This is a genomic window from Mesorhizobium sp. P2_B5, from assembly GCF_056404775.1.
In genome coordinates this window covers 145,858-165,070 of the sequence record NZ_JBFUDJ010000004.1, presented here as the reverse complement: position 1 = coordinate 165,070, position 19,213 = coordinate 145,858, and the positions used below count along the sequence as shown (strand labels likewise).

Sequence of the window (19,213 nt, the reverse complement as noted above, 5' to 3'; positions counted from 1 at the left end):
TGTAAGACAAAGGTAAGATATTCTTATTGCGTCAGCTATTCAAGCCTGGCGGATTGGCACCTCAAACCCTGGTGCCGCCCACCGTCATCTGGTTCATCCTGAGATGCGGCTGGCCGACGCCGACCGGCACGCCCTGGCCGGCCTTGCCGCACATGCCGATGCCGTTGTCGAGCTTCATGTCGTTGCCGATCATCGACACGCGGTGCATGGCGTCCGGCCCGTTGCCGATCAGCATGGCGCCCTTGATCGGCTGCGTCACCTTGCCGTTCTCGATCATGTAGGCCTCGGTGCAGCCGAACACGAACTTGCCCGAGGTGATGTCGACCTGGCCGCCGCCGAAGGAGACGGCGTAGATGCCGTTCTTGACCGAGGCGATGATCTCGTCCGGCTCCATGTCGCCCGACGTCATGTAGGTGTTGGTCATGCGCGGCATCGGCTGGTGCGCATAGCCTTCGCGCCGGCCGTTGCCGGTCGCCTTCATGCCCATCAGCCGGGCGTTCTGGCGGTCCTGCATGTACCCGACCAGTCTGCCGTCCTCGATCAGCACGTTGCGGGCCGACGGCGTGCCTTCATCATCGACGGTGAGCGAGCCGCGCCGCTCGGGCATGGTGCCGTCATCGACGACGGTGACGCCCTTGGCCGCCACCTGCTGGCCGAGCAGGCCGGCGAAGGCCGACGTCTTCTTGCGGTTGAAATCGCCTTCCAGCCCGTGGCCGACTGCCTCGTGCAGCATGACGCCCGGCCAGCCGCTGGACAATACGATGTCGAACGTGCCGGCCGGCGCCGGGATGGCTTCGAGATTGACCAGCGCCTGCCTGAGCGCCTCTCGTGCCGCATGCTTCCAACTGTCCTCGACCAGGAACTCGCCGAACGCCTTGCGCCCGCCCATGCCGTAAGAGCCGCTTTCCTGGCGGTCGCCATCGCCGACCACGACGGAGACGTTGATACGGACCAGCGGGCGGATATCGCGCACCATCTGGCCGTCGGCGCGGACGATCTCGACATGCTGCCAGGACGCGGCGAGCGAGGCCGTCACCTGGCGCACGCGCGGATCCTCGGCCCGCAGCCAGGCGTCGATCTCCTGCAACAGCTTGGCCTTGACCTCGAAGGAAGGCGAGGGGATCGGGTTCTCGTCGCCGTAGAGATGGCGGTTGGTGCGCGCGGGTGCGGCGGCAAGCGTGCCGGAATAGCCGCCCTTGACGGTTGAGACGGCGTCCGCCGCGCGCAGCAGCGAGGCTTCGGAAAGATCGCTGGAATGGGCGTAGCCGCTGGCCTCGCCGGCCACCGCGCGCAGGCCAAAACCCTGGTCGGTGTTGAAATTGGCGGTCTTCAGTCTGCCGTTGTCGAACATCAGCGCTTCGCTCTCGCTGTATTCGAGGAATAGCTCGCCGTCATCGGCGCCGTTAAGGGTGTCGGCAACGATCCGCTTGATGCGATCGTCTGAAATGTCGAATTGGCCGATCAGGCTGTTCATGGCAGGTCCGTTCACAGGAGGAATGGTTGTTGCCACGATGTAGGCGCGAAGACGCGCCTGCACAATCCGCAATGACGATCCGCAGCCGGACCGTGGAGCGCTCAGGCCCTACTTCTCGTTCACGAACTCTTTGATGTCGCTGGTCATGGAATCCCAGTTCGAGAACTGCTCCTCAAGGTAGGAGCGGGTAACCCCGCCCCTGAACATGACATCCATCTTGAAGTTCGACCCGTCACCGGAAAAGGCCTTCACCCAGCGATATTTCTTGTTCCATTCATTGGCCTGGTCGATCGTGAAGGCATCCGTATAGCCCGACGAGAACTGGATCGACTTGCACCTCTCATGGTTTTCGCAACCGTAGAAATAGATCACATATTTCATGCCCTGAAGCCGGCCGGAGACCATCGGATCGCCGCCGTCGTCCTTGTCCATCTTGGCCGAGCCATAGCCCTTCGCAATCTCGAGAATGACCGCCGGATCGGGCGCCGTGATGATTTCGGCATCCTCGGCAAAGGCGACGGAAACGGCGCCGGTCAGGATCAGACCGGTCGACAGAAGCAGAGAAAAAGAGCGCATGATCAGGGCAGGGCGGCAAAACCGTCGGCGAAGCCTTTGAGGTCGACGGGGATGCCGATCCCCTCTTCCGGCGTCTGGAAGACGATGAAGGTGGCCGACGTCCCGGTCTTCAGCGTGTCGAGCAGCGGCTTTTCAAGAATGACCTCGGCATAGCAGCCATCCTGGAAGCAGCGCACGAAATAGGCGCGGCCGATATCCTTGCCGTCGACATTGAGGCCGAGCCCGTTGGGCAGCAGCACGCCGAGCGGCGCCAGCACGCGCAGGATCTCGGCCTTGTTGTCGGCGGTGCGCAGCACCACGACCGAAAGTCCCATTTCCGGGCGATCCTCGGCGACGACGTTTTGCATCATCACGCACTGTTCCGAGGTGGCGCCGGCCGGCGTGTCGCAGATGATCGACCATGCACCATGCGTCGACTTGACCGTGCCGCTCGGCTGCGCTGCATTGGCAGTGCCGGTTGCGGACGAGCCGATACCGATCAGGGCGGCGAGAACGATGACCTTCGCCCCGCTTCTCGAAAGCCAGGAGTTTCTCGAAAGCCAAGAGGTCATGACGGCTCCATTAGCGAATCACGGCACTTTAAGCCGCGCCAAGGCCAAGTAAAGGATAGGGCGACTGCCGGTCAGCCCCGGCAAGCGCAATAATGCGCTTTTCCCTAGCAAATTCGCCCGAATTGCGACCGTCGGGCGCATTCCGGCCACAAGCCCGCATAGCCCATCTGTCGACGATCCGCGCAAGCCGCGAGGCCGTTGAAACGGTGCGCTCGCGCTTGCGCGCAAAAATGCCGCACGGTTTTGCCCGCTCCTTTCTTGCGGAGGGAAATAGAGTATGGTTTGAACCAGCCTTGGGACTGTCCGGGATTCCCATCCCGGCGATGTACGATATTCCTGCGCCACGACGGCAGGGAACCGGGAGATGAAGACGGCGATGAGAAAATTCCCAACAAGCGCCAAATTGATGGCAACAGCAGCTGCTGCCACCGCATTTTTCGCCGGTGCCTCCGCTCATGCGGCTCAGCCGCAGCCATGGGAGATGAGTTTTCAGCCGCCGGCGACCGACATGATGCGGCAGATCGAGTGGTTCGGGAACTACACGATGTGGTTCGTCGTCCCGATCACCGTGCTGGTTCTGGCTCTGCTTGCCTGGTGCATCTTCAGGTTCCGCGCCAGCGCGAACCCGGTTCCGTCCAGGACCAGCCACAACACGCTGATCGAGATTATCTGGACTGTCGGGCCGGTCGTCGTCCTGCTGTTCATCGCCATTCCCTCGTTCCAACTCCTGACCGCGCAGTACACGCCGCCGGAAGAGGCCAAGCTGACCGTCAAGGCGACGGGCAATCAGTGGAACTGGGACTATGAGTATCAGACCGAGAACACGCTCTCCTTCAACTCGGCCATCCTTCAGGATGCCGATCGCGCCGCGATCGGCAAGGAAGACCGCAAGGTCTATCCGCGTCTCCTGGCGGTCGATAATGAGCTGGTGGTGCCGGTCAACACCATGACCCGTGTCCTGGTCACCGCGACCGACGTCATCCACTCCTTCGCCATGCCGGCCTTCGGCATCAAGATGGACGCGGTTCCCGGCCGCACCAACGAGACCTGGTTCAAGGCGGAGAAGGAAGGCCTCTATTACGGCCAGTGCTCGCAGCTCTGCGGCAAGGACCACGCCTTCATGCCGATTGCCATCCGCGTCGTCTCCGACGCGCAGTACAAGACCTGGCTGGCAGCAGCCAAGACCGACCTTCCCGGCGCCAACAAGGCGCTGATGGCCGAGGTCGACGGTACCAACAAGGTAGCGGCCGCCGGCAATTGATGCCGCGGGTTAGCAAGAATTAGGGAACGGAGCCGACCATGGCAGAAGCTGCAGCTCACGACGACCACGACCACAAGCCCTATCATGGCTGGGTCCGGTGGGTGTACTCCACCAACCACAAGGATATCGGCACGCTCTATCTGATCTTCGCGATCTTCGCGGGCATCGTCGGCGGGGCGCTTTCGGTCGTCATCCGCATGGAGCTGCAAGAGCCGGGCATCCAGATCTTCACCGGCCTGGCGCAGATGGTCTACGGCATGAACGGCGATGCCGCCATCGACGGCGGCAAGACCATGTACAACGCCTTCGGCACCGCGCACGCGCTGATCATGATCTTCTTCATGGTCATGCCGGCGCTGATCGGCGGCTTCGCCAACTGGATGGTGCCGATTATGATCGGCGCGCCGGACATGGCCTTCCCGCGCATGAACAACATCTCGTTCTGGCTGCTGCCGCCGGCCTTCATCCTGCTCATCGCCTCGGCCTTCATGCCGAGCGCGCCCGGCGCCTACGGCGTTGGCGGCGGCTGGACGCTCTATCCGCCGCTGTCGACCTCCGGCCAGCCCGGACCGGCCATGGATCTGGCGATCCTGTCGATCCATATTGCCGGCGCCTCGTCGATCCTCGGCGCCATCAACTTCATCACCACCATCTTCAACATGCGCGCGCCGGGCATGACGCTGCACAAGATGCCGCTGTTTGCCTGGTCGGTGCTGGTCACCGCCTTCCTGCTGCTGTTGTCGCTTCCGGTTCTGGCCGGCGGCATCACCATGTTGCTCACCGACCGCAATTTCGGCACCACCTTCTTCACCCCGGATGGCGGCGGCGACCCGCTGCTGTTCCAGCACCTGTTCTGGTTCTTCGGCCATCCTGAAGTCTACATCCTGATCCTGCCGGGCTTCGGCATCATCAGCCACATCGTCTCGACCTTCTCGAAGAAGCCGGTGTTCGGTTATCTCGGCATGGCCTACGCCATGGTCGCGATCGGCGCCGTCGGCTTCATCGTCTGGGCGCACCACATGTACACGACCGGCCTGTCGCTCGACACGCAGCGCTACTTCGTCTTCGCCACCATGGTCATCGCGGTGCCGACAGGCGTGAAGATCTTCTCCTGGATCGCGACGATGTGGGGTGGGTCGATCTCGTTCAAGACGCCGATGCTGTGGGCGCTCGGCTTCATCTTCCTGTTCACGGTCGGCGGCGTCACCGGCGTCCAGCTCGCCAATGCCGGCCTCGACCGCTCGCTGCATGACACCTATTTCGTCATCGCTCACTTCCACTACGTGCTTTCGCTGGGCGCGGTGTTCGCCATCTTCGCCGGCTGGTACTACTGGTTCCCGAAGATGACCGGTTACATGTACTCGCCGGTGATCGCCAACACCCACTTCTGGGTCACCTTCGTCGGCGTCAACCTGATCTTCTTCCCGCAGCATTTCCTCGGCCTCGCCGGCATGCCGCGCCGCACCATCGACTATCCCGACGCGTTTGCCGGCTGGAACATGGTGTCGTCCTACGGTTCCTATATCTCGGCCGTCGGCGTGGTGATCTTCCTCTATGGCGTCTTCGAAGCGTTCCAGAAGAAGCGGGTGGCCGGCGCCAATCCATGGGGCGAGGGTGCAACGACGCTCGAATGGCAGCTGCCTTCGCCGCCGCCCTTCCACCAGTGGGAACAGCTGCCGAAGATCAAGTAAGGCAGCCCGAATACGAAACCGCCGGCCCGCCGGCGGTTTCGGCCAACGGAATGATTGGACTCAACTACGCATGGCCCTGGTCGACGACCCATTGATTGACGAAGCGGGCTTTCGAATTTCGGAAGCCACGGCGGGTGACTTTTTCGCCCTCTTGAAGCCGCGCGTCATGTCGCTGGTGGTGTTCACGGCCTTTGTCGGCATGGTGGCGGCGCCCGTGACCGTCAACCCGCTGATAGCGATGGTCGCAATCCTGGCGATCGCCATTGGCGCCGGCGCCTCGGGCGCGCTCAACATGTGGTACGACGCCGACATCGATGCCGTGATGAGCCGGACCGCCGGCCGCCCGGTCCCGTCCGGCCGCATCCTCCCTGGTGAAGCCCTGAGTTTCGGCCTTGTGCTGTCGGCGCTGTCGGTGATGACGCTTGGCGTGCTGGTCAACTGGCTGTCGGCGGCGCTGCTCGCTTTCACCATCTTCTTCTACGCCGTCGTCTATACGATGTGGCTGAAGCGCTCGACGCCGCAGAACATCGTCATTGGCGGTGCCGCCGGCGCCATTCCGCCGGTGATCGGCTGGGCGGCGGTAACCGGAACGGTCAGCTTCGAAAGCCTCGTCCTGTTCCTGATCATCTTCCTGTGGACGCCGCCGCATTTCTGGGCGCTGGCGCTGTTCAAGTCCGATGACTACGCCAAGGCCGGCATCCCGATGATGCCCAATGTCGCTGGCCAGGCCTCGACCCGCCGCCAGATTTTTGCCTATGCCCTGATCCTCGCACCGATCGGCGTGCTGCCCTGGGTGCTCGGTTTCACCACCGCGGGCTACGGCATCGCTTCGCTGGCGCTCGGCGCCGGCTTTGTCTGGTATGCCTGGAAAGTGCTGCGTATGACCGATGACGACCGCGTCATGAAGCCGGCCAAGGCGCTGTTTGCCTATTCGCTGCTCTATTTGTTTGCGATCTTCGCCATCTATCTGGCCGACTGTGTCGTCGGTCGCGCTCTGGCCATCGGTGGAGCATGACCATGATCGACAAGAAGCTTGAACTGGTCACGCTGACCGACCGCCAGCAGAAAGCGCGCCGCAACCGTTCGGCCGCGATCGGCCTGGCGCTGGCGGCGCTGGTCGTCGTTTTCTACGTCATCACCATCGTCAAATTCGGCCATACCGGATCGATGTGAGGCCGACGATGACCCGCCAGACCATGACCGATCCCAAAAAGAAAAACACCAACCGCGTTGTCGCCGCCGTCTGCGTCGCCTTCTTCGGCGGTATGATCGGCATGGCCTACGCCGCGGTGCCGCTCTACAAGATGTTCTGCCAGGCCACCGGCTATGGCGGCACCACGCAGCGCGCCGAGAAGCAATATGCCGGCCGTATCCTCGACCGCGACATCACCGTGCGCTTCGACGCCAACACCAATGGCATTCCCTGGCAGTTCCAGCCGGTCGCCCGCTCGGTCACCATCAAGATCGGCGAGACCACGCAGGCACATTACAGCGCCACCAACAAGTTCGACCGCGCCGTCACCGGCCGCGCCACCTTCAACGTGCAGCCGGAGCTGGCAGGCCCTTACTTCAACAAGGTCGAGTGTTTCTGCTTCACCGACACGACACTGAAGCCCGGCGAGGCGCTGGACATGCCGGTCGTGTTCTATGTGGATCCAGACATCGTCAACGTGCCGGAACTGAAGGACTTGAAGACGATCACCCTGTCCTACACCATGTTCCCGGTCGAAAAGAACAAACCGGTCGCTTCATCGGCGCCGGACAGCACCACCAAAGTTTCAGATACCGAAGCAAATCTCGGGGGTTGATATGGCAGACGCGCACGCAAAACCACAACACGACTACCATCTCGTCAACCCGAGCCCGTGGCCCTTCCTGGGCTCCATCGGCGCGCTGGTCACCGCCGTTGGCGGCGTTGCCCTGATGCAGTATCTCAAGAATGGCGATTTCCCGGTCTTCGGCCACAACATCGCCAATCCGTGGCTGTTCTTCATCGGCTTGGTCATCGTCCTCTACACCATGTTCGCCTGGTGGTCGGACACGATCAAGGAAGCGCATGAAGGGCATCACACGCGTGTCGTGTCGCTGCATCTGCGCTACGGCATGATCATGTTCATCGCTTCGGAAGTGATGTTCTTCGTCGCCTGGTTCTGGGCTTATTTCGATGCCAGCCTGTTTCCGGGCGAGGTGCAGCAATATGCCCGCACCGCCTTTACCGGCGGCGTCTGGCCGCCGAAGGGTCTCGAGGTCCTCGATCCCTTCCATCTGCCGCTTTACAACACCATCATCCTGCTTTTGTCAGGCACGACGGTGACCTGGGCGCACCACTCGCTGATCCATGGCGACCGCAAAGGCCTGATCAACGGCCTGGTGCTGACCGTCGGCCTCGGCATGCTGTTCACCATGGTGCAGGCTTACGAGTACATTCACGCGCCGTTCGGCTTCAAGGATTCCATCTATGGCGCCACCTTCTTCATGGCGACCGGCTTCCACGGCTTCCATGTGATCATCGGCACCATCTTCCTGCTGGTCTGCCTGATCCGTGCCATGAAGGGTGACTTCACGCCGAAGCAGCATTTCGGCTTCGAGGCGGCTGCCTGGTACTGGCACTTCGTCGACGTGGTCTGGCTGTTCCTGTTCAGCGCGATCTATGTCTGGGGATCGGCCGGCGCGCTGATCGAAGGCCACTGACGGCTTTCATCGGGGAATCAACCCCAAGGAATCAGAAAGGCGGCCGCGGCAATGCGGCCGCCTTTCTTCTTTTTGGCGCCCATCATGGCCTACGGCTTCGGCTGGCTGGGCTGGCTGCTTCAATTGGTCGACTGGACCGATGGCGGCATTGGGGTTACCGACTCCGACATGGATGAAATCTGGGCTATGGTGCCGGATGGAACGCCGATCGAAATTGAGCCGTAGAACATGAGCGAAGACACTATCCATGAGTGAAGATAGGGCGATCTGGCCACCCATCGAGCCGATTTCGGCCGGCCTGCACGGCCGGTGTCCGCGTTGCGGCGAAGGGCGGCTGTTCTCCGGCTTCCTGACCGTCGGCAAGCGCTGCATGAATTGCGGCCTCGATTATTCCTATGCCGATGCCGGCGATGGCCCGGCCGTGTTCGTCATCCTGATCATGGGCTTCATCATCGTTGGGCTGGCGCTGTGGGTGGAAGTGACGCTGAGCCCGCCGCTCTGGCTGCATTTCATCATCTGGATACCGCTGGCGGTGGCGCTGTGTCTGACGGCGCTGAGGCTGATCAAGGGCGTGCTACTGACGCTACAATACACCAACAAGGCTGCTGAAGGCCGGCTGGACCACGAGCAATGAGCGAGGCGCTGGCCAAAACCACCGGCCGTTCGCGGCCGAAGACGGCGTTGCTGCTCGGCCTCGGCCTGGTGCTGTTCGTCATCCTGCTGGGGCTAGGCACCTGGCAGGTGCAGCGCCTGCACTGGAAGGAAGGGCTGCTGGCGACCATCGACCAGCGCACCCACTCGGCGGCGCGGTCACTGGCGGACGTCGAGAAGGAATTCGCCGCCACCGGCGATGTCGACTACACGCCGGTCACCGTCAGCGGGACCTTCCTGCATTCCGGCGAGCGGCATTTCTACGCCACCTGGGACGGTGACGCCGGCTTCAATGTCTACACGCCGCTGGCGCTCGACGATGGCCGCTTCGTGCTGATCAACCGCGGCTTTGTGCCCTACGATCTCAAGGACGCCGCCAGACGCCCGCAAGGGCAGGTGACGGGCAAGGTGACGGTCACCGGCTTGGCGCGCAATCCGCTGCCGGCAAAGCCGTCGATGATGCTGCCCGACAATGATGTGGCCAAGAACACCTTCTACTGGAAGGACCGCGACGTCATGGCGGCAAGCGCCGGCCTGCCCGCGAGTGCCGTGCTGGTGCCGATCTTCATCGACGCCGACAAGACGCCGAACCCCGGTGGGCTGCCGGTCGGCGGCATCACCATCATCGATCTGCCGAACTCGCATTTGCAATATGCGTTCACCTGGTATGGCCTTGCCGCCGCCCTTGCCGCGGTTCTGATCATCAGGTTGCGCCGCCCGGCAAAGCCGGAATGATCCCTATCACCCTTGACAGGGCAGGGGTGCACACCTCATTTCGCCTCTGAACAACCGGCCCGGATTAGATGCTTCACACCAAGACCAAGCCTCCTCTGACGATCCGGCTCTGCCAGCCGCGCGGCTTTTGCGCCGGCGTCGACCGCGCCATCCAGATCGTCGTGCTGGCGCTGAAGAAATACGGCGCGCCGGTCTATGTCCGCCACGAGATCGTGCATAACCGCTATGTCGTCGAAGGCCTGCAAAGCCTCGGCGCGGTATTCATCGAGGAACTGTCGGAGATCCCGCCCGAGCATCGCAAGTCGCCTGTGGTGTTTTCGGCCCATGGCGTGCCGAAATCGGTGCCGGCCGACGCCCAGGCGCGCGAACTCTTCTATCTCGACGCCACCTGTCCGCTGGTGTCGAAGGTGCACAAGCAGGCGATGCGCCACCAGCGGCTCGGCCGCCATGTGCTTCTGATCGGCCATGCCGGGCACCCGGAGGTGATCGGCACGATGGGCCAGCTGGCGGAAGGCGCCGTGACGCTGATCGAGACAGAAGCCGACGCCGCTACCTTTGCGCCGGCCAACCCTGAGGCGCTCGGCTTCGTCACCCAGACGACGCTGTCGGTCGAAGACACCGCCGGCATCATCCGGGCGCTGCAGGAGCGCTTCCCGCAATTGCATGCGCCGGCCGCCGAATCGATTTGCTACGCCACCACCAACCGCCAGGAAGCGGTCAAGGACACCGCCGCCGGCGCCGATCTCTATCTGATTGTCGGCGCGCCGAATTCTTCCAATTCGCGCCGACTTGTCGAAGTGGCGGAGCGCGCCGGCGCCACCATGTCGCTTCTCGTACAGCGCGCTTCCGAAATTCCGTGGAATGACATCACTGACATTTCGACGCTCGGCCTGTCGGCCGGCGCGTCGGCGCCGGAGATCATCGTCGACGAGATCATCGACGCTTTCCGCCAGCGCTTCGAGGTGACCATTGATCTTGCGATCACCGCGACCGAAACGGAGGATTTTCCAGTCATGCGGGTTCTGCGCGATGTCGAACTGACGCGGGCCGATATGGCCTTCGTCAACGGAGCCGCGTGAACAGCCCATGGCGGTCTACACCGATGTCAACGAGGGCGATCTTGGCGCGTTCCTCAGGGCTTATCCGGTCGGCGAACTCTTGTCCTACAAGGGCATTGCCGAAGGCACCGAGAATTCGAATTTTCTGCTGCACACCTCGAGCGGCTCCTACATCCTCACGCTCTACGAAAAGCGCGTCGACAAGGCCGACCTGCCGTTCTTCCTCGGTCTGATGGGGCATCTCGCCCGCAAAGGCATTTCCTGCCCGCTGCCGGTAACCGCGCATGACGGCACTGTCATCGGCACGCTGGCCGGCCGCCCGGCGGTCATCATCACCTTCCTCGAAGGCCTGTCGCTGCGGCGGCCGACAGCGGCGCATTGCGGCGAAGTCGGCAAGGCACTGGCCGCGCTCCATCTCGCCGGCCAGGATTTTGCGATGACCCGCGACAACGCGCTGGCCATCGACGGCTGGCGCAAGCTCTGGAACGCCTCACGCGAGCGCGCCGATGAGGTCGAGCCGGGACTGGCCGCCGAGGTCGACGCCGATTTCACCGATCTCGAACGCCATTGGCCGCAGGGCCTGCCGGCGGGCATCATCCATGCCGACCTGTTCCCGGACAATGTCTTCTTCCTCGGCGAAAAACTGTCGGGCCTGATCGACTTCTATTTCGCCTGCAACGACCTCTACGCCTATGACGTCGCCACCTGCCTCAACGCCTGGTGTTTCGAGAAGGATTTCTCCTTCAATCTGACCAAGGGCACGGCGCTGCTGGCCGGCTATCAGAGCGTGCGGCCCTTGAGCGACGGTGAGAAGGCGGCGCTGCCGATGCTGGCGCGCGGCTCGGCGCTGCGCTTCATGCTGACCCGGCTCTATGACTGGCTGACCGTTCCCGATGGCGGGCTGGTCATGAAGCGCGATCCGACCGAATATATCCGCCGCATGCGCTTCCACCGCGCCATCAGGTCACCTTCGGAATATGGACTGACATGACCAAGCAGGTTGAAATCTTCACCGACGGCGCCTGCTCGGGCAATCCCGGTCCCGGCGGCTGGGGCGCCATCCTGCGCTTCAACGGCAAGACCAAGGAATTGTCGGGCGGCGAGGCTGAGACCACCAACAACCGCATGGAACTGCTGGCCGCCATTTCGGCGCTGAATGCGCTGAAGGAGCCGTGCGCCGTCGAGCTTCACACCGACAGCAAATATGTCATGGACGGCATCTCGAAGTGGATCCATGGCTGGAAGAAGAACGGCTGGAAGACCGCCGACAAGAAGCCGGTCAAGAACGGTGAGCTCTGGCAGGCGCTGGACGAGGCCAACCGGCGTCACAAGGTGACCTGGAACTGGGTCAAGGGCCATGCCGGCCACACCGAGAACGAACGCGCCGACGAACTCGCGAGGGAAGGCATGGCGCCGTTCAAGAAGGGCTCGGCCGCATCTGCAACCCCGAAGCCTGCAGCCGCGCTGAAGCCGGCCGCGCCGGCCAAGCAGCCGGCGACCCCAAGAGCGCGGCGCTCGACCCAGAGCTATTGAGTTTAGGCTTCCCGGCAGGAAACCTCACCCGTGCCGATTGCATACTACATCACCCATCCCCAGGTTCAGATCGATGCCAACGTTCCCGTGCCGGAATGGGGACTGTCCGAGATCGGACGGGCGAGGGCGTTGGCCATGCTCGAGCAGCCATGGGTCGGCTCGATCCGGCGTGTCGTCTCGTCGGCGGAGCGCAAGGCGATAGAAACCGCTAAGATACTGGCCAGGCAACTTGGCCTCACGGTCGAGGTGCGCGAACGCATGCACGAGAACGACCGCTCGGCAACCGGCTTCCTGCCGCCGCCAGAGTTTGAGGCAGTCGCCGACCAGTTCTTCGCCAATCCGCACAAAAGCATTCGCGGCTGGGAGCGCGCCATCGATGCCCAGCAGCGCATTGTGAGCGAGGTCGAGGCTGTACTACACGCCGCCGTTGGCGGCGACATTGCTTTCGTCGGCCATGGTGGCGTCGGAACGCTGCTGCTGCTTTCTCTCAGCAATCGCGAGATCAGCCGCGAGGCGGATCAGCCGGCCGGCGGCGGCAACTATTTCGCTTATGATATCGGCGCGCGCAGCATCCTCCACGGATGGCGACCGATCGACGGCCGCTGATACGGCCAGAAGCGGCAGTCCGCAGTGCAGCAGTCGGATTGTTGGAGAGGAGCGACACCGTCGCCGCGATGAAGCCGCGCGCGATCAGCGAATAGGGTTAGCGGATCAGCAGGGCCGTGCCGTAAAGGCCGAGCGCGAACACCGTGTGCGAGATCACGTTGAAGGCGCGGATTTGCATCGGATTGGGGCGCTTTGAGGCGGCCCAACCGGCGCCCATGCCCGGCGCCAGCAGGAACCAGCCGGCGCCGATGGTGACCATGCCGAGGATGAAGGCCGGCAGGAAGGTCGGTGCGTCCAGCCACGCCTTGCCCGCCAGTGCCACCAGGATGACGCCGTAGACGATGCCGGTGAAATAGTGGAAGGCCCAGCCCAGCGCCTTCTCAGGCGCATAGGGCGCGGCATCGGCGATGTCGTCGTGGAAGACCTTGCCGTCTTTGAGGTGCCAGACCCAGCGGCCGACCGGCCCCCAGTTCGGCCGCGGCTGACTGAGCGCCAGATGCAGGAACAGCGCCCAGAGATCCATCAGCACCGTGGCGCCGATGCCGATCGCAACACTGCGCCAGATGATGTCAAACATCGTCGAGGTCCCCCAAAGCAGACCATCGCGCCAGGCAGGCGCGATCGCCAGGTTATGGCAATCCGGGATTACAGCTGGCTCAGAATGTGAGCCGCACCCGACGTGTCGACACCGGGCTTGGTCTCGACATTGAGCGCGGTGACCTTGCCATTGTCGACGATCATCGAAAAGCGTCTCGCTCGCAGCCCCATATCGTTGCTTACGAAATCGAGGCCGACCGACTTGGCGAAGTCGCCAGTCCCATCGGCCAGATAAAGGATCTTGCCTTCACCACCGGTGAAATTGGCCCAGGCGCCCATCACATGGACGTCGTTGACCGAGACGACGGCGATGGTGTCGACGCCGCGCGCCAGGATGGCGTCGTGGTTCTCGAGATAGCCCGGCAGATGGTTGTTGCTGCAGGTCGGCGTGAAGGCGCCGGGAACGCCGAACAGCACCACCTTCTTGCCCGCAAAAATCTCGGCCGAGGTGATCACCTTGGCGCCGTCGGCGGTCATTTCCTTGAAGGTCGCATCGGGCAGTTTGTCGCCAACGGCAATGGTCATGATGGTCCTCGTGTGAAAGCAGGGAAGGTTTCTTGCGATAGCGAAATCAGGCATCTCCCGCAACCGCCGACAAGGCCTGGATCAAGGGAAAGCCTGGATCGGGACTTGTATCAGGGGAACGGCAGAACGCCCTCGACCGCGCCTTCCGCACTTGTCAGGGTGTAATACAACCCGCCATCGGTCGGTGTCGCCGACGGTCGGTCGAGGATCGGTATGGTAAACACCAGCCGGCCGTCCTTTTCGCTGCGCGCAGGCGCCCCGAACATGTAGTCGCGCTCGCCGGCGACGAAGAAATCCGCCGCCTCCGGATCGCCGGGAAAGGTCGCCTCGACGACCAGCGTCTCGTGGTCGCCGGGCAGGATCCTGATGCCGAAATCGGCTTTGGCAGGGGCGGGCAAGGTGGCAAGGGCCGCCTTCACCAGAGCCGCATCCTCGGCATTGTCGGGATCGGCGGCGGGGTCAACGCTCAGCCGCGTCTGCACCGGAATGCAGATCGTCTCGCAAATGCCGAGAAAGATGTCGGCATCGATGACGGCCGCATCCCCAGGCGATGACAGGGTGAAAGTCACCGGCAGCGAAACCGGATGGTTGTAGCCGGCCCATTTGCCGTAGCCGTCGTCATGGCGCTGCGGCGGCGGGAAGGAAAACGCCGCATCGGTGATGTTGGTGCTGGCCGAAACATCGATCTGCGGTGGCACGCCAGCATCGCCCGGGTCGCGCCAATAGGTCTTCCAGCCGGGCTTGAGCGCAATGTCGAGCACGCCATGGATGCGGCCTGCGTCGTCGGCCTTGCCTGATGTCACCAGCCGCACCTTGCCGCCTTCGCTGTTGTACCAGTCCGAAGAGGAAGCCGCGGCGGGAAGGGCTGCTCCGCATCCGATGGCGGCACCGAGCAGCAGGATTTTCAAGCTTTGCATGGTGGTGATTTGATCGTCAGTTCATGGCCGCGCAATGTTTTCATGGCGCTCTGCGTATCATATTTGCGTGACTTTTGGGCGAGGAACAGTCGAGTTCAAGCATTCCGTCGGGGGAAATTGGTAGTCAGGAATCCGTTGTTCCAGCTATTGGGCTTTGGGCGAATCGCGCGCGACGCACCTTTTCGGCGCTCCGGAAACGCGTTACGCTCCGCTCCATGGACTTGTTGCGCCACAAAAAGACGGCCGGCGGACGCGGCTTTCTCGACGACCAGTTCCTGATTGCCATGCCCGGCATGAAGGACGACCGCTTCACGCGCTCGGTCATCTATATCTGCGCGCACAGCGACGAAGGCGCGATGGGCCTGATCATCAACCAGACGCAGCAGATGCTGTTTCCCGACCTCCTGGTGCAGCTCGGCATCATGAACGAGCAGGAGGCGATCCGGCTGCCGGCGCAGGCGCGCGACTTCGTCGTGCGCAATGGCGGCCCGGTCGACCGCAGCCGCGGCTTCGTGCTGCATTCGGGCGACTACCGGGTGGAATCCTCGCTCACAGTCTCCGACGACATCTGCCTCACCGCCACCGTCGACATCTTGCGCGCCATCTCGTCCGGCCGCGGCCCGCGCCGCGCGCTGATGGCGCTCGGCTATTCCGGCTGGGGCGCGGGCCAGCTGGAAACCGAGATCGCCGAGAATGGCTGGCTGACCTGCCCGGCCACGCCGGAGCTTCTGTTCGACGCCGACATCGAACGCAAATACGACCGCATCCTCGCCTCGATCGGCATTGATCTGGCGCATTTGAGCCTGGCGGCCGGGCACGCCTGACCTAGCAGCCACCCAGAGACCAAACGGCCTCTAAGCCTGCGTCATCGGATACTGCTCTTTCAGCGCCTTCAGCACCTGGTCGCCGGGCATCGGTGCGCCGAACATGAAGCTCTGGACGTATTCGCAGCCCATCTGGCGCAGTTCCAGCGCATCGCTTTCGTCAGAAATGCCCTCGGCCACCACTGACAGGCCGAGCTCGTGCGCCATATTGACCATCGATTTGAGCAGCACAGCGCGCTTCGGCGTCGCGTCGTCGACAAAACTCTTGTCGATCTTGATGGTGTCGAAGGGGAAGCGCGTCAGATAGGCGAGCGACGAATAGCCGGTGCCGAAATCGTCGAGCGACAGGCCGATGCCGAGCTGCTTCAGCTTGTTCAGCACATGCGAGGTCTGCTCGGGATTGTCCATCACCAGCGATTCGGTCAGTTCGAGCCGGAAGCAGCGCGGCTTGAGATTGGCGCGCGCGATGACCGAGCGGACATCGCTGACCAAGTCGCGGCGGATCAACTGGCGGCTGGACAGATTGACCGACACCGACAGCGGCGTGTCGCCGATCTGCTTTTGCCAGCCGGCGAGGTCCTCGGCCGCCTGCTGCATGGCAAACAGGCCAAGCTGCACGATCAGGCCGCAGCTTTCGGCGACCGGAATGAAATCACCGGGCGGGATCATGCCGCGGCGCGGGTGGTCCCACCTGAGCAGCGCTTCGAAGCCGGCAATGCTGCCGTCCTCGAGCCGCACGATCGGCTGGTAGGCAAGGGTGAATTCGCGCCGCTCGATGGCGCGGCGCAGATCGGATTCGAACTGCAGACGGTCTGTGCCGACGGTGCGGAAGGCCGGCCGGAACGGCTCGATCCTGTCGCCGCCGAAGCGCTTGGCCTGGTGCATGGCAAGCTCGGCGTCCTTGACCATGTCCTCGGCCGAAGTCTGCGCCGAAGTCCAGGTGATCAGGCCGATCGAGGCGGTCAGCACGATCTCGCGCTTGGCGAAGGTGATCGGATTGTTGATCGCGTGCTTGATGGCGTCCGCCACCGCCGCGATGCGGGACGGGTCCTGTTCGGACAGCAGCATCAGCGCGAACTGGTCGCCGGCGAAGCGCGACAGCGAATCCTTCGGCTTCAGCAGCCGGTGCAGCCGGCGCGCTATGGTGAGCAGGATGGTGTCGCCGGCCGAGATGCCAAGCCCGTCATTGACCTGTTTGAACCGGTCGATGTCGATGACGAAGACAGTCGGTCGCACCTTCTCTTCGGTGCGCGCGATCGAGATGATGGCTTCAAGCCGGTTCATCAGAAGTTCGCGGTTGGGCAGGCCGGTCAGATTGTCGTGAACGGCGTCGTGCAGCAGCCTTTCCTCGGACTTTTTCTGCTCGGTGACGTCGACCATGGTGCCGACGCAGCGAATCACTTCGCCGTCCGAGCCGATCACCGGCCGCGCCCTGAGCGAGAACCAGTGATAGTGGCCGTCGGCCCCGCGCAGGCGGAAATTCTGCGACACCCGGCCACGCCGGTGTTCCAGCACCACGTCGAGCGTGGTGCGAAACGTGTCGCGGTCGTCGGCATGCAGCACCGGCAGCCAGTTGCGGGCCGCACCCCCCAGGCTATTGGGCGCAAGGCCAAGCTGGATGCTGACGTCGGGCTTGGTGACGACGCGGTCGCGCAGCACGTCCCAGTCCCACACCGTGTCCCCGGAGCCGGCCACCGCCAGCGCCTGGCGCTCGAGGTCGGAGAACAGGCCCTGATGCAGCGCGCCGCCGGCAAAGGCATGCTGCATGACGGTGAAGCCGATCAAAAGGATGATCAGGATCAGCCCGCCGCCCAGTGCCGGCTGGGCGATGTCGTTGTCGAGCATGCCGGTGATCGCCATCCACGATCCGCATAGCCAGAGCAGCACCATCACCCAACTCGGCACCAGCATGATCGCACGATCGTAACCACGAATACCGAGCAGGATGATCAGGCCGAGCCCGGTCAGTGCCGTGGCGGCGAAGGACAGCCTGGCAATGCCGGCGGCGACGGCCGGATCGATGATGGCGACACCGGCGATCAGCACCAGGCCGAGGATCCAGACCACCGCGCCATAGCTGAAATGGCCGTGCCATCGGTTAAGGTTGAGATAGGCGAACAGGAACACCACAAAGGTCGCTGCAAGCGCCACCTCCGTTCCCGCCCGCCACATCTGCTCATTGCCGGGCGATATCTCTATGATCTTGTTTAAAAAGCCGAAATCGACACAGATATAGGCAAGTACCGCCCAGGCTAAGGCAGCTGTCGCCGGGAACATCGAGGTTCCCTTGACGACGAACAGGATGGTCAGGAACAACGCCAAAAGGCCGGCAATGCCGATGACGATGCCGCGAAACAGGGTGTAGGAATTGACCGAGTCCTTGTAGGCTTCCGGCTCCCAGAGATAGACCTGCGGCAGCTTGGGCGAGGCGAGTTCGGCGATGAAGGTGATCACCGTTCCCGGGTTCAGCGTCACCCGAAACACGTCGGCGTCGGGGCTTGACTGGCGGTCGAGCGCGAAGCCCTCGCTGGGTGTGATCGCGGCGATGCGGGTGGCGCCGAGATCGGGCCAGAAGATGCCCGAATTCACCAGCCGGAAATGCGGCGCCACGATCAGGCGGTCGAGCTGCTGGTCGGTGGTGTTGGCGAGCGCAAACACCGCCCAGTCACCGCTCGAGCGCGCGTCATTGGCCTCGACCTCGATGCGCCGCACGATGCCGTCGGGGCCGGGCGCGGTCGACACCTGGAAGTTTTCGCCCTGATTGACGTAGATCTCGACGGCGCGCGACAGGTCGAGCGCGATATCGTCGCGGGCAATCTTGATCGGTTCGACGGCGAAGGCCGGGAGCGCCGCGCAGAGCGTGACGACAGCCGCCAGAACAAAGGCCAACAGCGACCCGTTTCGCAGGAAATTCGTCAAAATCAGTCCTTCGTTCCAGCGCCCGGCGGATCGTCCGCGATCCGGGCGTAGAGGTAGTGGTCCTGCCAGATGCCGTTGATCCTGAGGTAGGATCGCAAAAGTCCTTCGCGCCGGAATCCGGCTTTTTCAAGCACGCGGATCGACCGGGCATTGTCGGGAATACAGGCAGCTTCGATCCGGTGCAACCTCAGCGTATCGAAGGCAAAGCGGCAGACCACCTTGACTGCGTCGGTCATCAGGCCGCGACCGCCGAAACGCTCGCCGATCCAGTAGCCGACATGGCCGCTCTGCGAGACGCCGTGGCGGATGTTGCCCAGCGTAATGCCGCCGGCGAGCTTGCCGCTCGACTTCTCGAAGATGAAGAAGGCGATGGCGGTGCCCTGCGCATAATCTTCGCGGTAGCGGCCGATGCGCAGCCGCCAGGCCGTGCGGTCGAGCTCATCGGGCGCCCAGCGCGGCTCCCACGGTTCGAGGAAGCCGCGGCTTTCGCCGCGCAACGCCGACCATTCGCGATAGTCGTTGGTGTAGGGCACGCGCAGCGTGACCCGGTCGCCCTTCAGTGCCGGCAGGTCACGGCGAAAGAAAGGGAGCGCGAACACGGGGC

At 63.2% G+C, this 19,213-nt stretch carries 21 protein-coding genes and 1 pseudogene; 14 read left to right on the top strand and 8 right to left on the bottom strand.

The window, feature by feature from the left end:
- Positions 1 to 61: 61 nt before the first annotated feature.
- From tldD to AC1D1N_RS16420, 3 genes are all read right to left on the bottom strand, one after another.
- Positions 62 to 1,474, bottom strand: a complete 1,413-nt coding sequence (gene tldD / locus AC1D1N_RS16430; protein WP_436258871.1) for a metalloprotease TldD — start codon at positions 1,472 to 1,474, stop codon at positions 62 to 64.
- A 108-nt stretch (positions 1,475 to 1,582) separates the two neighbouring features.
- The gene (locus AC1D1N_RS16425; protein WP_112563880.1) at positions 1,583 to 2,050 is read right to left on the bottom strand and encodes a YbjN domain-containing protein; all 468 of its coding nucleotides are present in this window, start codon (positions 2,048 to 2,050) and stop codon (positions 1,583 to 1,585) included.
- Positions 2,051 to 2,052: 2 nt separating this feature from the next.
- A complete protein-coding gene (locus AC1D1N_RS16420; RefSeq protein WP_112563882.1) occupies positions 2,053 to 2,601 on the bottom strand; it encodes an invasion associated locus B family protein in 549 nt (182 codons plus the stop codon).
- Between the two features lie 406 nt (positions 2,602 to 3,007).
- On the opposite strand from AC1D1N_RS16420, the gene coxB reads away from it, so the two are divergent.
- From coxB to AC1D1N_RS16355, 13 genes and pseudogenes are all read left to right on the top strand, one after another.
- On the top strand, positions 3,008 to 3,862 hold the full coding sequence (coxB, locus tag AC1D1N_RS16415; RefSeq protein ID WP_477349736.1) for a cytochrome c oxidase subunit II: 855 nt from the start codon (positions 3,008 to 3,010) through the stop codon (positions 3,860 to 3,862).
- 38 nt (positions 3,863 to 3,900) lie between these two features.
- Positions 3,901 to 5,553, top strand: a complete 1,653-nt coding sequence (gene ctaD / locus AC1D1N_RS16410; RefSeq protein WP_112563886.1) for a cytochrome c oxidase subunit I — start codon at positions 3,901 to 3,903, stop codon at positions 5,551 to 5,553.
- 70 nt (positions 5,554 to 5,623) lie between these two features.
- Positions 5,624 to 6,568 carry a heme o synthase gene (locus AC1D1N_RS16405; RefSeq protein ID WP_477349734.1) on the top strand — a complete coding sequence of 315 codons (945 nt, stop codon included), beginning with the start codon at positions 5,624 to 5,626 and terminating at the stop codon, positions 6,566 to 6,568.
- Between the two features lie 2 nt (positions 6,569 to 6,570).
- Positions 6,571 to 6,726, top strand: a complete 156-nt coding sequence (locus AC1D1N_RS16400) for a hypothetical protein (protein WP_436262094.1) — start codon at positions 6,571 to 6,573, stop codon at positions 6,724 to 6,726.
- Between the two features lie 8 nt (positions 6,727 to 6,734).
- Entirely contained in the window at positions 6,735 to 7,361 is a 627-nt protein-coding gene (locus tag AC1D1N_RS16395; protein WP_436258875.1) for a cytochrome c oxidase assembly protein, read from the top strand.
- A gap of 1 nt (position 7,362) precedes the next feature.
- Positions 7,363 to 8,244: a cytochrome c oxidase subunit 3 gene (locus AC1D1N_RS16390; RefSeq protein WP_142866750.1), complete on the top strand. Its 882-nt coding sequence runs from the start codon at positions 7,363 to 7,365 to the stop codon at positions 8,242 to 8,244.
- Between the two features lie 93 nt (positions 8,245 to 8,337).
- A pseudogene (locus AC1D1N_RS16385) lies at positions 8,338 to 8,469 on the top strand (L,D-transpeptidase family protein); the annotation flags it as partial.
- A 22-nt stretch (positions 8,470 to 8,491) separates the two neighbouring features.
- On the top strand, positions 8,492 to 8,878 hold the full coding sequence (locus tag AC1D1N_RS16380) for a DUF983 domain-containing protein (RefSeq protein WP_352560062.1): 387 nt from the start codon (positions 8,492 to 8,494) through the stop codon (positions 8,876 to 8,878).
- The gene (locus tag AC1D1N_RS16375) at positions 8,875 to 9,630 is read left to right on the top strand and encodes an SURF1 family protein (protein ID WP_477349732.1); all 756 of its coding nucleotides are present in this window, start codon (positions 8,875 to 8,877) and stop codon (positions 9,628 to 9,630) included. Before AC1D1N_RS16380 ends, AC1D1N_RS16375 begins: the two co-directional genes overlap by 4 nt.
- Before the next feature lie 68 nt (positions 9,631 to 9,698).
- Positions 9,699 to 10,709 (top strand): 4-hydroxy-3-methylbut-2-enyl diphosphate reductase, encoded by a 1,011-nt coding sequence (gene ispH, locus AC1D1N_RS16370; protein WP_436258878.1) that lies wholly within the window; start codon positions 9,699 to 9,701, stop codon positions 10,707 to 10,709.
- Positions 10,710 to 10,716: 7 nt separating this feature from the next.
- The gene (locus AC1D1N_RS16365) at positions 10,717 to 11,679 is read left to right on the top strand and encodes a homoserine kinase (RefSeq protein WP_112563898.1); all 963 of its coding nucleotides are present in this window, start codon (positions 10,717 to 10,719) and stop codon (positions 11,677 to 11,679) included.
- Entirely contained in the window at positions 11,676 to 12,221 is a 546-nt protein-coding gene (rnhA, locus tag AC1D1N_RS16360; protein ID WP_112563900.1) for a ribonuclease HI, read from the top strand. Before AC1D1N_RS16365 ends, rnhA begins: the two co-directional genes overlap by 4 nt.
- A 30-nt stretch (positions 12,222 to 12,251) precedes the next feature.
- Positions 12,252 to 12,827, top strand: coding sequence for a histidine phosphatase family protein (locus AC1D1N_RS16355; RefSeq protein WP_477349729.1), 576 nt, complete (start codon positions 12,252 to 12,254; stop codon positions 12,825 to 12,827).
- A 97-nt stretch (positions 12,828 to 12,924) separates the two neighbouring features.
- On the opposite strand, the gene AC1D1N_RS16350 is transcribed toward AC1D1N_RS16355, so the two are convergent.
- From AC1D1N_RS16350 to AC1D1N_RS16340, 3 genes are all read right to left on the bottom strand, one after another.
- Positions 12,925 to 13,404, bottom strand: coding sequence for a DUF2938 domain-containing protein (locus AC1D1N_RS16350; protein ID WP_477349727.1), 480 nt, complete (start codon positions 13,402 to 13,404; stop codon positions 12,925 to 12,927).
- 68 nt (positions 13,405 to 13,472) lie between these two features.
- A complete protein-coding gene (locus AC1D1N_RS16345) occupies positions 13,473 to 13,949 on the bottom strand; it encodes a peroxiredoxin (RefSeq protein WP_112563912.1) in 477 nt (158 codons plus the stop codon).
- A 110-nt stretch (positions 13,950 to 14,059) separates the two neighbouring features.
- Positions 14,060 to 14,866, bottom strand: coding sequence for a protein-disulfide reductase DsbD domain-containing protein (locus tag AC1D1N_RS16340; protein ID WP_477349725.1), 807 nt, complete (start codon positions 14,864 to 14,866; stop codon positions 14,060 to 14,062).
- A gap of 215 nt (positions 14,867 to 15,081) precedes the next feature.
- Between AC1D1N_RS16340 and AC1D1N_RS16335 the strand changes: the two genes are divergently transcribed.
- Positions 15,082 to 15,690: a YqgE/AlgH family protein gene (locus tag AC1D1N_RS16335; RefSeq protein ID WP_023668405.1), complete on the top strand. Its 609-nt coding sequence runs from the start codon at positions 15,082 to 15,084 to the stop codon at positions 15,688 to 15,690.
- Between the two features lie 30 nt (positions 15,691 to 15,720).
- Here the strand turns inward: AC1D1N_RS16335 and AC1D1N_RS16330 are convergent, their stop codons facing one another.
- Positions 15,721 to 18,609 carry an EAL domain-containing protein gene (locus tag AC1D1N_RS16330; protein WP_477349723.1) on the bottom strand — a complete coding sequence of 963 codons (2,889 nt, stop codon included), beginning with the start codon at positions 18,607 to 18,609 and terminating at the stop codon, positions 15,721 to 15,723.
- A gap of 2 nt (positions 18,610 to 18,611) precedes the next feature.
- A complete protein-coding gene (locus tag AC1D1N_RS16325; protein WP_477349721.1) occupies positions 18,612 to 19,208 on the bottom strand; it encodes a GNAT family N-acetyltransferase in 597 nt (198 codons plus the stop codon).
- Positions 19,209 to 19,213 lie beyond the last annotated feature (5 nt).

Excerpts from the sequence above, each read along its gene's own strand:
- tldD (WP_436258871.1), bottom strand. The coding sequence starts at position 1,474 with ATGAACAGCCTGATCGGCCAATTCGACATTTCAGACGATCGCATCAAG.
- AC1D1N_RS16380 (WP_352560062.1), top strand. The coding sequence starts at position 8,492 with ATGAGTGAAGATAGGGCGATCTGGCCACCCATCGAGCCGATTTCGGCC.
- AC1D1N_RS16335 (WP_023668405.1), top strand. The coding sequence starts at position 15,082 with ATGGACTTGTTGCGCCACAAAAAGACGGCCGGCGGACGCGGCTTTCTC.
- AC1D1N_RS16345 (WP_112563912.1), bottom strand. The coding sequence starts at position 13,949 with ATGACCATTGCCGTTGGCGACAAACTGCCCGATGCGACCTTCAAGGAA.
- AC1D1N_RS16340 (WP_477349725.1), bottom strand. The coding sequence starts at position 14,866 with ATGCAAAGCTTGAAAATCCTGCTGCTCGGTGCCGCCATCGGATGCGGA.
- ispH (WP_436258878.1), top strand. The coding sequence starts at position 9,699 with ATGCTTCACACCAAGACCAAGCCTCCTCTGACGATCCGGCTCTGCCAG.
- AC1D1N_RS16390 (WP_142866750.1), top strand. The coding sequence starts at position 7,363 with ATGGCAGACGCGCACGCAAAACCACAACACGACTACCATCTCGTCAAC.
- coxB (WP_477349736.1), top strand. The coding sequence starts at position 3,008 with ATGGCAACAGCAGCTGCTGCCACCGCATTTTTCGCCGGTGCCTCCGCT.
- AC1D1N_RS16425 (WP_112563880.1), bottom strand. The coding sequence starts at position 2,050 with ATGCGCTCTTTTTCTCTGCTTCTGTCGACCGGTCTGATCCTGACCGGC.
- AC1D1N_RS16420 (WP_112563882.1), bottom strand. The coding sequence starts at position 2,601 with ATGACCTCTTGGCTTTCGAGAAACTCCTGGCTTTCGAGAAGCGGGGCG.
- AC1D1N_RS16405 (WP_477349734.1), top strand. The coding sequence starts at position 5,624 with ATGGCCCTGGTCGACGACCCATTGATTGACGAAGCGGGCTTTCGAATT.
- AC1D1N_RS16350 (WP_477349727.1), bottom strand. The coding sequence starts at position 13,404 with ATGTTTGACATCATCTGGCGCAGTGTTGCGATCGGCATCGGCGCCACG.
- AC1D1N_RS16375 (WP_477349732.1), top strand. The coding sequence starts at position 8,875 with ATGAGCGAGGCGCTGGCCAAAACCACCGGCCGTTCGCGGCCGAAGACG.
- AC1D1N_RS16400 (WP_436262094.1), top strand. The coding sequence starts at position 6,571 with ATGATCGACAAGAAGCTTGAACTGGTCACGCTGACCGACCGCCAGCAG.
- ctaD (WP_112563886.1), top strand. The coding sequence starts at position 3,901 with ATGGCAGAAGCTGCAGCTCACGACGACCACGACCACAAGCCCTATCAT.
- AC1D1N_RS16395 (WP_436258875.1), top strand. The coding sequence starts at position 6,735 with ATGACCCGCCAGACCATGACCGATCCCAAAAAGAAAAACACCAACCGC.
- AC1D1N_RS16365 (WP_112563898.1), top strand. The coding sequence starts at position 10,717 with ATGGCGGTCTACACCGATGTCAACGAGGGCGATCTTGGCGCGTTCCTC.
- rnhA (WP_112563900.1), top strand. The coding sequence starts at position 11,676 with ATGACCAAGCAGGTTGAAATCTTCACCGACGGCGCCTGCTCGGGCAAT.